The 13,312-nt window shown below is 50.6% G+C and carries 9 protein-coding genes; all 9 read right to left on the reverse strand.

Translation table 11 applies throughout. The annotated features are described in order from the left end of the window. The coding region (locus M3G15_RS20340) for a hypothetical protein (RefSeq protein ID WP_260071902.1) at nucleotides 1-533 on the reverse strand (533 nt) is incomplete at its 3' end. Nucleotides 534-1,622: 1,089 nt separating this feature from the next. Then, entirely contained in the window at nucleotides 1,623-2,042 is a 420-nt protein-coding gene (locus tag M3G15_RS20345) for a hypothetical protein (RefSeq protein ID WP_260071903.1), read from the reverse strand. 343 nt (nucleotides 2,043-2,385) lie between these two features. Then, nucleotides 2,386-3,114: a response regulator gene (locus tag M3G15_RS20350; protein WP_260071904.1), complete on the reverse strand. Its 729-nt coding sequence runs from the start codon at nucleotides 3,112-3,114 to the stop codon at nucleotides 2,386-2,388. Beyond that, nucleotides 3,107-4,279: a sensor histidine kinase gene (locus M3G15_RS20355; protein WP_009225329.1), complete on the reverse strand. Its 1,173-nt coding sequence runs from the start codon at nucleotides 4,277-4,279 to the stop codon at nucleotides 3,107-3,109. Before M3G15_RS20355 ends, M3G15_RS20350 begins: the two co-directional genes overlap by 8 nt. 47 nt (nucleotides 4,280-4,326) lie before the next feature. Further along, nucleotides 4,327-7,098: a stalk domain-containing protein gene (locus M3G15_RS20360; protein ID WP_260071905.1), complete on the reverse strand. Its 2,772-nt coding sequence runs from the start codon at nucleotides 7,096-7,098 to the stop codon at nucleotides 4,327-4,329. Nucleotides 7,099-7,427: 329 nt separating this feature from the next. After that, nucleotides 7,428-10,733 (reverse strand): SwmB domain-containing protein, encoded by a 3,306-nt coding sequence (locus M3G15_RS20365; RefSeq protein ID WP_260071906.1) that lies wholly within the window; start codon nucleotides 10,731-10,733, stop codon nucleotides 7,428-7,430. 171 nt (nucleotides 10,734-10,904) lie between these two features. Beyond that, nucleotides 10,905-12,107 (reverse strand): methionine adenosyltransferase, encoded by a 1,203-nt coding sequence (gene metK, locus M3G15_RS20370; protein ID WP_028538154.1) that lies wholly within the window; start codon nucleotides 12,105-12,107, stop codon nucleotides 10,905-10,907. A 173-nt stretch (nucleotides 12,108-12,280) separates the two neighbouring features. Next, nucleotides 12,281-12,553, reverse strand: coding sequence for an alpha/beta-type small acid-soluble spore protein (locus tag M3G15_RS20375; protein ID WP_260071907.1), 273 nt, complete (start codon nucleotides 12,551-12,553; stop codon nucleotides 12,281-12,283). Between the two features lie 125 nt (nucleotides 12,554-12,678). Beyond that, nucleotides 12,679-13,185 (reverse strand): hypothetical protein, encoded by a 507-nt coding sequence (locus M3G15_RS20380; RefSeq protein WP_260071908.1) that lies wholly within the window; start codon nucleotides 13,183-13,185, stop codon nucleotides 12,679-12,681. Nucleotides 13,186-13,312 lie beyond the last annotated feature (127 nt).

Below are 13,312 nucleotides of genomic sequence, written 5' to 3' on the forward strand. Positions count from 1 at the left end.
GAGCGGCCCTCCAGCGCAGCGGCAAGGCGCTGCGCCGCATCGGCGAGCTCAGCCATCTCGCTACCCGATCCCCCGCCCCGAGAGTCATGCTCGTCGTCCCACTCCCTCACGGTCGGCCCGCCTACTCCATCCATCTGCATGGAGTATTGCCCCTGATCGCACACCTCCGCTTTAGCACCCAAACCTCTATTAATGCTCGATAAGGCTCTTTTTCCCGTGGCCCCGACCTTTTTCTCCATCCACATTCCCGTCCTCATCTCCCTTTCCGTATCCTTTTCTAATTCCAATGTGTCCTCAATCCGTCCCGTCAACCTCATTCCCATCCTGGGATCCCCGCTATTCCCGCTATGTATAAACATCCGTCCCCATGCCGTGACTTGGCCATCCTTCACCAGCCACCCCCGGTGCCGACCTACCAGGGCACCCTCATCTAACGGCTCAGCCGGATGAATCAGCCTAGCCTCCGCTTTGATTTCCTCCTGCAAGGTCCGCATCAAAAAATGATCCCATTCCCGCTTTGCCCACCGATCCATCTCACTGAACGCCTTGAAGGAATCTCTAGCCTCAACCGCCCAACCGAACGGTAACCCTTCCGATAATAAATAGATTGCGTGCGCCTCCCTATCTATCCACCACAACAAGTCAACGTGCAAATCCAAACTCGCACGAAGCTGCCATCCTGACTTAGTGCGTACGGCATACAGACTCCCTCTCACAATTTCCACCGTCCTCCTAATTTCTAACATCTTTATCCATATTTCAACAGTTTTCGGATAATTCCTCTTTTTCTGATCTTAGTTTTTTTCAATTTCAAAATTTCTCCGTTGCTTCGACTTCTTTCACCAAAATCCTCACACCTCATGTCGCATCTTGTACTCTATTAAGCGCCCATATTGAGGTACCCTAATGACCCCGAGATACCTATCGCCCCACAATAGAATTGGCTTCACGTAACGGAACTGAGTGACCTTATTTGCCTATTTCCCGGCTATTTCCCGGGATAACGGAACCTACAGACCTTATCCGGCCAAAAAGAAGGTAAAACTCCCACACATGATGCAAATAAGGTCTCCTCGTTCCGTTAAAATCCCCATTCTTGCAATCCCAGGCAAATAACGCCTCTGAGTTCCGTTAGAACGGCCACCACTTCGAGCCCAGGTGCACATTGCACTTCGCATATACCAGTTAGCTCATGTCTTCTAGGCACTGCTCGTAGCCCTCATTCTCAGTCGTGCTCATTACCCCCAACCAAGCCGCCTCACACCGCTGACCACCACCGTCCACCTCCAATGCCACTTTCTGATTTTCCTATTACAACCTCTTGTTACTGCTCTGCCTCCCACTTCCCGTCACCTTATTTACTCACCTTCACACCCAACCTCCTCAATCCCCCCCCCAACCGCATCCTTCTCTCCATCCACATCAATCTGGACCTCAGAGCTCCCCGCCGCCCCATCTCGCCTAAAAATGCAAAAAAGCACACTCCTCGGCTTCTCGCCATAAAGAGTGTGCTTCACACTTTAACCTGCGCATTGCTGTGCGCCTGCCTGGTCATATGTTGTTGTCCTTCCTGCAGCCACTGTCGTTCTTGAGTTCCGGAACCATCGATTCCAGACAAGGGATTACACGTGGACATATGGAATTTTGTCCGCCTCCCGCGGTACACGAAGGTCGATGCAGACCGGCGCGTCCTCGGCCACCATGGCCGCATGCGCTTCCACATCCTCTTGCTGCACCACCGCCAAACCGATGACGGTGAGCTCTATCCCGCCTTGCTTTTCGAGCTTCCGCAAGATCGCCAGCGTATCGTCCTGCGAGCTTTCGTCCAACACCGTTACCTGCAGGGATAAACCACGCAGCCGCGCATACCACGAGAGCGCCCGCAAATACCATTCCATTTGGTTCTCATGATTGCTCGTCACCAAAATATAATGAATCGCGCGATCCTTCCGTTTTCCCTGCCGAACCATTCCGTGCAAAACATGGACCAACGCCGCAGCCAAGCCGTAGCTGAGAAGGATCCAGCCAATATAAGAAACCACCGTACCCACCTCCCTTATAGCGACAATATATGCCGCCGCCAAGAGGTCGGTTACTGGACTCGCACGGAAGGAGCCGCAGAGCAAGGTATATCAACAAATCCGTTAGCCTTCCACCCACTATGTATATTGGCCGGTGCCGTTCGTTCGAGAGGCGTTAATGATGCAACCGGGACACCAAATGCTGCCCAGACTCCGGATGTAACGGCAACATCGCCTCACTTTTCAAGATCATGAATAAAATGGTAACCCCGGCCACAAAGAGCCTCCCGCCCGAATCCCGCCAAGCCCTTCAAAACCAGCCACGGGACGGTTAGGCAATTTCGAGTGACCCAGCCCAGCTATCTTATAGGGTTACCCAGCCGAACTTAATCGCATTAATAACCGCTTGGGTGCGATCGTCGACGTCCATTTTTTGCAAAATACTGCTGACATGATTCTTAACCGTCTTCTCACTAATAAACAAATGTTCGCCAATCATCTTGTTGCTGCGGCCCTCCGCCATCAAGCGAAGCACTTCGGCCTCCCGGCGGGTCAGCGGGTTGTCGTCGCCGGCTACGAATTTCACGCCTGCTTCGCGGATCGCGGTATCCTCGGCAATCGCTCCCGTTTCGCTCAGGTATTCCATCCGGCGCAGCTGCTGAATCAATTTGCCCGTCACCTTCGGGTGAATGAACGCATTGCCCTCTGCCACCGTGCGAATCGCATTGATCAGGGACTCCGCCTCCATATCCTTGAGCAGGTAACCTGTCGCACCTTTGCGCAACGTTTCAAAAACATAGCTCTCATCGTCATGAATCGACAGAATGATGACCTTTACGTCCGGCAGCACCTCGCGCAACTCGGCCGTAGCGTCCACGCCGTTCAGCAATGGCATGTTAATGTCCATCAGTACGATTTCCGGCTGAAGCTGCAAGCAGCTTTCCAGCACCTGGGCGCCGTCGCCGCATTCGCCAACGACTTCGATGTCTTCCTCCATATTCAAAATCCGCTTCAGACCCTCACGAAATAACTGGTGATCGTCCGCCAGGAGAACTTTAATCACTTGTCTGGTTCCACTAGTAAGACTATCCATCCTGGTACTCCTTTCTCTTATCTGAGTTGGTTGGGATATGAATGATGATTTTCGTGCCCAAGTTGGCCGCCGATTCAATTTCCATCCGGCCTTCGAGCAGCTCCACTCTCTCCCGCATGCCTATTAATCCAAAATGTGTATGCTCTTTCGTCTTCTGTTCCAGCTGATCCACTTTGAAGCCTAACCCGTTGTCGGTTACCACAATACGGATCATTTGTGCCTGGTACGTGATTTCAACGCCTACATAAGTTGGAAAAGCATGCTTCGCCGCATTGGTCAACGCTTCCTGCACCAGTCGGAAGATCGCTGCCTCCATCGGAGAGGACAACCGGTGCTCTTTGCCCCGGGTTTCAAAGGTTGCTCTTATCTTCGTTTTTTCTTCGTAGTCATGAACATACTTCCGCAGCGTCGGAATCAATCCCAGATCATCCAATGCCATCGGCCGCAGGTTGAAAATAACCTTCCGCATTTCTTCCAAACTCGAGCGGACCTGTGCTTTCAAATCTACTATTTCGTCCTGCACTAGTTTAAATTCCTGCTTAGCAAGCATTCTTTCTACAATTTCCGTCCTTAGCACTAGATTGGCCAGAAGCTGGGCAGGACCGTCGTGAATCTCGCGGGAGATACGTTTTCGCTCCTCTTCCTGAGCCAAAATAATCTTCAATCCGATCAATTGACGGTTCTTCGCAGATTCCAAAATCCGGGTCACTTGTCCTAATTCACCGGAAAAGTACTCCAGCACGACGCTCATCTGCGAACTGATCGTCTCGGCGCGCTCCACCGACTTCTCCACGTTCCGCGCACGCTTCTGCAGTTCATCACGTCGAGCCTTCAAATACATTTCCTTCTCTCGGTAGATGAGCAGGTCGAGCTGGAGCTGAGTTGCCTTTTCATAGGCTTGCTTAATATCTTCCTCGGTATAACGCACGAAGTCCCGGCTGACTTCCGTCAGCCGGATGCGGGATTTTCGGTAGTTGACCTCAAGTTGATCAACCTTCTCTACCGTTTCCGCCGTTTCCTTCATGACATTCTGTAACTCATTATTGAGCATCTTCAGCTCATTCCGGGCCGAATCTAGTATTTCCAGGATCTGCAGCTTGCTATTTTCCAATACGCTTACGGCGTTATTAATAACGCGATCTATGGCATCCGCTTGAAAATCCACACAATCCTTCTCCGTTTCTTAGTCCAAATAGTCCCAGACTAATCATATCATGATTCGAGGGTAATGGATTTGGTTTTCTGCTCCCAATTTACGCCAATTCCGAGCTGTTCAGAGACCAAACGTAATGGGACTAAAGTCCTTCCATTGACAATAATTGGCGCGACTTCCGCTTTGGAAGAGACCCCATTTAGCAAAAATGCCTTCTGCCCCACCGTCAGCTCCAACACCATAGTACCGCGGGTTACCGTGATTTTTTTGGCTGCCCCGTTCCATGCTGCGTTCCCGCCAAAGACGTCCAGCACGTACTTGATCGGCACGTAGGTCGTATTGTCCTTAAGCAATGGAGCAACTTCCAGGTTTTGCTTCTTCCCGTTAACCGTCATCGACTTCTGGCCGATCACCATGACAGCCTTCGCACTTGGGAAGTCCGGGTTGCTGCCGCCGGCTGCAGGAGCCGTAAACCGTACATTGTCAAAAGATACGCTGCCTGTCAGCGCCCGTTCGTCCTGGCCTTCTTCGACGTTTACGACATAAAGCCGCTTCAGCTTTGCCGGGAATTTGATGTTACCCGCGGTCAGATCCGCCGTCAGCGTCTTCCAACCGGTGTAATCCATCGGACGCGCGAGGTCGATGTAAACTGGCTTGCCGTCCGCGTCAGACAACTCGGCGCGCACCCAGTTCAGACTCGCATCGCCTAGCACATCCACCGTCAAGGTCGTTGCGTTGTCCGGGATCGCTCTGCCGCTCGTGCCGTTAAATTGGGCATAAGCAAACTTGCTGCCGGAACCGCCGGTCAAATCGTAATCTAGCTTCAACACCTTGGAGTTGGCGCGCTCGCCGGTTCCTTGCACAATGCTTACCGATCCTTTCGCTTCAGCCGGAAGACCGGTGAAGGAAATCGGGTAGGCGACGTTTTCGAAGCTTTCCCAGATCGTTTCGGTGGAAGCAGACAGCACGACCGGTGTTCCGTTAAAGCCGTCATAGACGGGCGTCGCATACGCAAACTTCGCCCCATTGTTCACGGATTGGACTGTCAGCACGCCGCCTTGTACGCTAGCTTTCATACCGCTGAACGTCCATTTCACCGATTCCGCTGGAACGTCGACTGTACGTCCGTCCTTCAGCTTCGCGGTGACAGCCACTGTGACGCTGGTTCCTGCTTGCAGCGGAGCAAACGTTGTGCCCGGCGTCAGGCTTTCCAGGTCCGTGCCGCCCAGCACCTTCACGTCCATGCTGGATTTGGCTTGCCCGCTGGTGGCGGTAATTTTGGCGGTGCCCGCCTTCACGCCTTTAAAGCCGCTGCCGGTCCATACCACGTTGCCGTTGCTGGCTTGCCACGAAGCTTGGATCCCGCTCGTATCGATCGGATTGTAGTACGTATCGTATCCTTTCAGGGCATACGGCACAGTTTGCCCGATGAACAACGTGGAGGAGCCGCTGACTTTGAGACCAAGCAGCGAACCTTGCGGTGCCGTCGTAAATACGCCAAGCCCGTTGGCAACCGCACGTTGCCCCGCCGCCCCATTGGACGTCGTAAAAGTGAGCTGCGGCGTCGTTTCCGCCAGCGGCCGCGTGACCATCGTTGTGGAGCCGCCGCCGTCCAGGTTCAAGCCTTTCCAGACACCGATTCCCGTCATGAAGCCTTGCAGCTCCTTCAGGGTAAGACCGGTGCTGTTGCTGTTTTTCTCGGCGGTAATGATATAGGCCGTTTTCCCGTCTTTGGAGTAACCTACTGCGGTCCGTGCCACGGCGCTGCCTCCGCTGATCGATGTCGTTGAACGGGTAAACGCCGACGCTTTGCCTTGGTCAACCAGCAGCGTGTGGCCGCCGATCATCATTTTCAGATCCGCCGGGTCTACGAGTTGCCCGTCAGTCAAAGATTGCAGTTGATAGACTGCATCCACGCGCTGACCGACTTGCAGGTGAGCAGCTACATAGTCCGCCGCCGTACCATGCGCACGCAAAATATACCCATCCGCCGGCACCGGTCCCGGAATCGCCGCTTTGATAGAGATCTGCGTAATCACGCCGCCTTGCACCAGCACCTCGGTTGGGGTCGTTGCGCTGGCCGCTGGACGTTCCTCCGCTTTCCAGGCACTCGTATAAATAAACATCTTATTCACGTGGCTGTAGGCCTTGTCCGGCTCAGTCATATAGGATTCCTGATTAATACCAGCGAGCGGGAACGTCGAACCGTCCTCGGCGAACACCGTGCCGCTGAAGCCAAAACGGTCGATCAGCGGGGTCCCGTCATTCCGCACGGCAAAAGCATACATCCCCTGCAACTGAGCCGGGCTGGTGACGACTGTTCCTTTCGATACAGCCGGTCCCATCGGAACGCCTTGGCCGCCGGTCGCAAAGAAATCGCCGTTTACCCCGGCGACAGCCCCGGTTTCCTTGACCATCCCTTCCACGCTTTGTCTCGTCGTTACTTGTCCCCCTTTGCCGGTCATCACGTCCAATTGGACGTAAGGATTCGTCAAATCCACCTCAATCACATCGGTCAGCACCTTCACCGGTTTGCCCGACCGGGTTACCGTGTACTCGTATTTCACGAGCTTGGCCCCCGACGTGATCATTTCTTCGCTAAGCTTCACCGTTTGGCTTGCTGCCGCTTCCGCAGTCAAAGCCGGTCCCGCGATCGGCCCTACGCCAATCACGGGTTGAATCCATATCAATCCCGCCAGCGTGACGAGCGCGATGCGTTTGCCGCTCTTTGCCACCAGATGGGCCAATTTCGAGTTTTGACGTACGACAACTTCCAGATCCGTATTCACTTGGGTTTGGTTTCTTCCGGTTTCGTCTCTTCTGACTACCATTTTGTTAGACAACTCTCCCATCTGTTCATGCTTCTAACACGCTTCTATAAAGCTAGTCCCTTATTAATAGACTACTTTTAAGCCGAAAAGTTACGAAATTTAGCAAGATTGTTAAAGGAACCTATCAATTTCTTTAACTTTTGTGGAATATCTATGTGGGTAATGTGGATATTGGGGATAAATTCTGTGGAAAACTAGGATAACTTTTGTTCGTTACTCCTATCGGATGTGCTTATCTTCTGTGGATAATGTGGATTTGGTAGATAACTTGTGAGCAAAAAAAATCCCGACACCTGGGTTCCTCCCCTAGTGCCGGGAAACATTGTGGATTAAATGTAGTTCAGTTTATCCAGAACACGTTTCAGCATGACCGCCGCTTGCGCACGTGTCGCATTGCCTTGCGGCTGGAACGTATTTGTCGTCACACCTTGAATGATGCCTTCCTTCACGGCTTTAGCCACCGTGTCCTTGGACTGGATCTTCGCCGCATCCTTGAATTTCGTCAACGTTGCCGCACTGGCTCCGTTCATTGACGTATTGTACCCGGCGTATTCCATCGCCCGCACCATCATCAGCGCCATTTGCTCCCGCGTGATGTTGCTGTTTGGCTTAAACGTGCCGTCCGCGTTACCGTTGATAATCCCGGCCTTCGCTGCCGCCCCGATATACGCCGCCGTCGTTCCGGAAGAAACGTCCGGGAAGCGACGGGCATAGGATTCATCTCCAGTCAGTCCGAGGCCTTTTGCAATGTAGACCGCAAATTCAGCACGGGTGATTTTTTTCTCCGGTTCAAACTTCGACCCCGAAGCAGCCGTTACGATCAAGCGACTGGCCAACTCATTAATGTCCGCACGAGCCCAATGCTTGGTCGTGTCAGAGAAGTAACTGTAGCCCACCGCCGGACCAACTACAGCATTGCCGTTAATCTTCCCGTTAAAGATGATTGCACTGCCGCTAGTTGTTGTTTTAGACGGAACAAAAGATACGGTTTGTGTATTTACGTCATATTTCATAAGCAAAAATTGACCATTAGGCGAAGTATTTGTCGCTCGGAAGTAAAGTTGTCCGTTGTGGGACACCTCTACCGCGTTTTGCGAATTCACTCCGTTAAATGCTGACACATAGATTTGCACCGGGTCCGTCATCGGGGTTGTTGTGACGCCATTACTGTAGTTCGTCCCCGGTAATTGTGCTTTCGTGACCGTCTCCAGTTGAATGGTAAGATAAGCTGAGTTTAATGCACTGACATTAAGCAACCTGGAAATTTCGGTAAACGGAATCTTTTCCACCGGCAATTCATACATCACATGATTATATTTGACCATAAACGAAGCCGTTTTTCCTCTACTATAAACATCCATCAGTGCACTAAGTGGAACAGCCACTTCTGCTGCTTTCTCGGTAGAAGGTACCTCAAATACCACTTTGCGGACTGAAGCGTTGCTGTCTACTAAATATCTAAAGGCCGTCTGCAGCTTGGTATTATCGATTGTATATTTTTTTGTTCCTGCGCCTAAACGCGACCGGCTGTCAGTAGCTTGGGCCGTATTCACGTTTAACAGATATCCACTAACTCCGAACTGAGCATTACTCATGACGGTCAGATAATCCGGTTGGACCCCGTTTGGCGTTGTAGACTGACCACCCATTAAGTTTTGTACCGATAAATTATTAAAGCTTTTTATCATGTTGCCCAGATTATCATATAAAGGTGCCGCACCTGTCAGATAGGACAATGTTACGACCTGCCCGGCTGTTACAGCAGAGCTCAGTTTCAGGATGACCGTATTGCCACTAATAGTCGCGGATTGAACCCCACGGTTCACGTTATCCACATTTACGTAGAATTGATTAACCGGAACATATGACGCCGACTTTAATGTAGAATTGAACGTTATGGTTAGCGTATCTCCCGTGACCGTGGCTGAACGAACCCCCTCAACTACGGTACTGTATGTTACCGGCTGCAGGTTGATGTAACCCGCCAGGTTTCCATTTAGATCCGCGATGCCACCTGTACCCGATACATAAGATAACGTTACGTTCTGATCTTTTGTAAATGACGAAGCCAAGGTTAGGATCACTTGGTTGGATACAATTTCAACACCTGTGACATATACCGGTGCATTATTAACCAGTATCGAAAATTGGCTTTTTAACGGTGTCGGGCTGGTACGCAATGCTTCATTATACGTTAAGATCACTTTGTTGCCAGAACCCTCAACCCCTTGAAATACAGGTGCCACTGAATCATATGTGTTGCGAACAAAGTAATCGGTGAAGCCCGCGATATCAAAACCGCGGTAATCCTGCAGTGGATAAGAACCTGGTGTATAGGATACTTTGACAACATCACCGTTCGAAATCAAGCTGGACAAATACAGCGTAATGGTTGAGCCGCTATGGGATAGACTACTTATCCCCCTGGAACTTCCATTAGCCGTAACCGTGAATTGTTGATAAGCATAACTCGAAGGGCTCTTAAGTGAATCACTAAAATACAACGTGACCGTGTTGCTTGTTGCATACCCGTCTTTTGGCTTCGGCATAACCGAGTCAATCCCGTTAGTAACTACTTTTCCGGTGAAGGCAGCCGCAGCATTTCCGGCTACATCCCGAATCCCCGAAGTGCTACCCGTATAACTGATTTTCACATCCTGCCCAACAGCTACACCAGTCTCTAGGTTTACATATACAGCATCCCCGGATACGGTAACATAACTAATCCGACGTGTTTCTCCATTCACCGTCACTGTGAAATAGGAAGTGGGCAAATTTGAAGTGGACAGCAATGGCTCATTGTACAATAATCGAATAGCTGTGTTGCTATACATCGTTGCGCTTTGGAGTACGGGTGCAGTTTTATCAGGAGCAGCAGTTTGGAAGCTCCAACGATTACTTCCACTTATTCCTGCATAATAAATTAATGTATTCTGAGCATCGTAAATCCCGTTCCCCGCAATTTCAATATAATAACTAGTACCCGCCTCCAGCGTTGAACTTGTTGGATAGATCGTCACAAGATTGGAACTCGCCGACACCGTAATAGGTACGATTGCATTGTTGCTAGATTTTTTAAGCGTAATTCCCCCATTTGCAACACCAGGATTCAATCTAATATTTCGGTTAAACGTAATCGTTGGTTTGGTGTTAATGCTGACATTCGTACTCCCATTGCCCGGACTAAAGGATGCAGATAGTGCCGTCGTTGAAGATTTGGCTGTCGTAAAAGACCAGCTATAGGCTGCCGTAGTTTCACCGCTTCCTTCGATGGTAAAAGCATCCTCAGGCAAAGAAACGGTGTACACTGTGTTATATTGCAATAAAGTTGGCGGCGTCAGTACAATAGATTCTTTATAGGTAGATTCCGTAACGGTAACTTCTTTTTTATCCGTCACTCCACCCGCACTGGTGGAAATCGTATACATCTGCGTGCCGTTTGTCTTGATTTTTGCCCCCGGAACACGGATCTGCAGTTTGATGTCAACTGGAACATTCGTAGAACCGTTCGCGGGAACGACAGTAGGTAATGGTGCAGTGGCACTTGCCGCGCTCGCAACGTCCTCTTCCCATACTCCTATGAACATGTTAAATATCATCGCAATAACAATCCATAACGATAGTTTCTTTTTCATTTCCTTTCCCCTTCCCCGGTTGCAATCATATATGTAAAGTAAAAAATGATACGAGTTCAAGACATACCTATAATTAATAACGGCAAAAGGTAGCAGCGAGTTTAGAATTCAGGGAATAAAAAAGGATACTCACCCAAATAGATGAATATCCTTGTCTTAAACAATATACAATTACAGCCCTGCTTGTGCCTTCAACAACTCGGCCTTGTCCACTCTTTCCCAAGGCAGATCGATGTCCGTACGGCCAAAATGACCATATGCGGCGGTTTGACGGTAAATTGGGCGACGCAGGTCCAGCATGCGGATAATTCCGGCCGGGCGAAGGTCGAAGTTCTCACGCACGAGCTCCACCAGCTTCTCTTCCGGCACTTTACCGGTTCCATACGTATCGACGTTGATGGATACCGGGTTGGCAACCCCAATCGCATATGCCAATTGGATTTCCACTTTATCAGCCAGCCCTGCAGCAACTAGGTTTTTCGCTACGTAACGAGCGGCATACGCTGCCGATCGGTCTACCTTTGTCGGGTCTTTCCCCGAGAATGCTCCGCCGCCATGACGGGCATAACCGCCATACGTATCCACAATGATTTTGCGCCCGGTTAAGCCGGCATCCCCTTGAGGTCCGCCAATGACGAAACGACCCGTCGGGTTAATAAAATATTTCGTATCCCCGTCCAGCAACTCCGCGGGAACGACAGGGAGGATCACATGCTGCTTAATATCTCTTTGAATTTGATCCAAAGTAATTTCCTCAGCATGCTGCGTAGATACGACAATCGTGTCTACACGTTTTGGCTTGCCATCAATATATTCAATCGTCACCTGGGTTTTGCCGTCGGGACGAAGATAGTCAAGCGTACCGTCTTTACGCACTTCGGAGAGGCGTCGTGCAATCCGATGCGACAGAGCGATCGGAAGCGGCATTAGCTCCGGCGTTTCGTTCGTGGCAAACCCAAACATTAAGCCCTGGTCGCCAGCCCCGATATTTTCCGTTTCTTTATCGACCTGAGCCTGATCGCGACTCTCCAGAGCTGCATTAACGCCTTGCGCGATATCAGCAGACTGTTCGTTCAGCGACGTCAACACGGCGCAGGTACTGTAGTCAAAACCGTATTTTGCACGAGTATAACCAATTTCCTTAACCGTCTTACGAACGATCGCCGGAATATCAACATACTCGGATTTCGTACTGATCTCCCCGATGACCAGCACCAACCCGGTGGCTACAGACACTTCACAGGCTACCCGAGCATAAGGGTCATTTGCCAAAAAAGCATCAAGTACCGCGTCGGAAATTTGGTCACAAATTTTATCCGGGTGCCCTTCAGTGACAGACTCGGAAGTAAATAGGTGTCGCCCTTGTACGGACATAGTTTCAACCTCCCTTGGATAGTATGGCTATAGCCTGTCTATCCAATACAATATAAAGCCCAAGCAAAAAATGAACCTTTCCCAAATCGGAAAAGGTTGGATTCACATCCTCAAAGGAAATAGTATCGCATTTGCCAAGTCATGTCAAAATAATTCATGACTTTTAGAATAATTTATAGGATGAAGTTCCGTTCGGCATGCGCGATGAGGCGTTTCGTAATTTCCCCGCCGACAGAGCCGTTTTCGCGGGATGTCAGAAGTCCCCAGCCTCCGGCAGAGCTTTGCCCGCTGCCAATAGCACCTAATTCCCCAGCGAATTCCGTATCCGCTCCAGCTCCTGCCGCGCCATACCCTACAGGCAAACCAAACTCAGCGGCAATTTCATATTTCCATTGCTGCAAGACTTGACGACTTTCCGGTACGATTTTCCGATTGCCTCTTGCCATAATCCAGACACCTCCTGATAAATTGGTTTCAGGAGTAGCATGGCCTCACTGCATCTTCGTTACGCTCAGGAATGATTGTCTGTGCTGCCCAATCCTGCCATATGGCAACCGGGGCCGCCTACGGACTATTTAATTTGGTACCCGCCCCGTACCATGACCGTTAAGTTGTGGGTGTCGCCTTCCTGAACCTGAATCCCACGGCCTTCCCTTGGGAAAGACAACAGGTGGTTGTTCGTAACCGTCCCGCCATTCGGAATATCCTTCCCGTCAGTGAGGTCTGCGACACCATTAGCATCCGCACTATATACTACAGCTTTACCTGCGCGAACAATAAACTCCGCCCCTGGAGAGGCAATAAGGATCTTGCCTGGTTTGACTTCCACGATTTTAATTCCTTCGTTGCTGGAACTGCTGTCAGAATCTCCAGCGGAAGGTGCGCTTGGTGAACTGGATCCTCCATTCCCAAGAGCTTGCTGAATGGCTTGATCCACATAACTCTTCGTAACCACGGGATCATCTGCGGTCCCTGGCGTCGTCCCAGCCCCTTCCGCTTGCATATTCAGCAGCGATCCTGCCCAAACACTGCCGCCAATCAATACCACGGCCGTTGCGATTTTCCAACCCGTCTTCATCATGTTCCTCCTCTATGACTCTGTTATTGTCTATGATAGAGGTTTTGGTAGAAAGGAACAAGCCCAAATCCGGAGGGATTTGGGCTTGCTTCAAATGGATGTTAGCGATTCGAAGAAGAAATATAAT

The sequence above is a fragment of the Paenibacillus sp. p3-SID1389 genome, from assembly GCF_025151705.1.
In the GTDB taxonomy this organism is placed as follows: domain Bacteria; phylum Bacillota; class Bacilli; order Paenibacillales; family Paenibacillaceae; genus Fontibacillus; species Fontibacillus phoenicis.

Excerpts from the sequence above, each read along its gene's own strand:
- M3G15_RS20365 (WP_260071906.1), bottom strand. The coding sequence starts at position 10,733 with ATGAAAAAGAAACTATCGTTATGGATTGTTATTGCGATGATATTTAAC.
- M3G15_RS20375 (WP_260071907.1), bottom strand. The coding sequence starts at position 12,553 with ATGGCAAGAGGCAATCGGAAAATCGTACCGGAAAGTCGTCAAGTCTTG.
- M3G15_RS20360 (WP_260071905.1), bottom strand. The coding sequence starts at position 7,098 with ATGGTAGTCAGAAGAGACGAAACCGGAAGAAACCAAACCCAAGTGAAT.
- M3G15_RS20350 (WP_260071904.1), bottom strand. The coding sequence starts at position 3,114 with ATGGATAGTCTTACTAGTGGAACCAGACAAGTGATTAAAGTTCTCCTG.
- metK (WP_028538154.1), bottom strand. The coding sequence starts at position 12,107 with ATGTCCGTACAAGGGCGACACCTATTTACTTCCGAGTCTGTCACTGAA.
- M3G15_RS20380 (WP_260071908.1), bottom strand. The coding sequence starts at position 13,185 with ATGAAGACGGGTTGGAAAATCGCAACGGCCGTGGTATTGATTGGCGGC.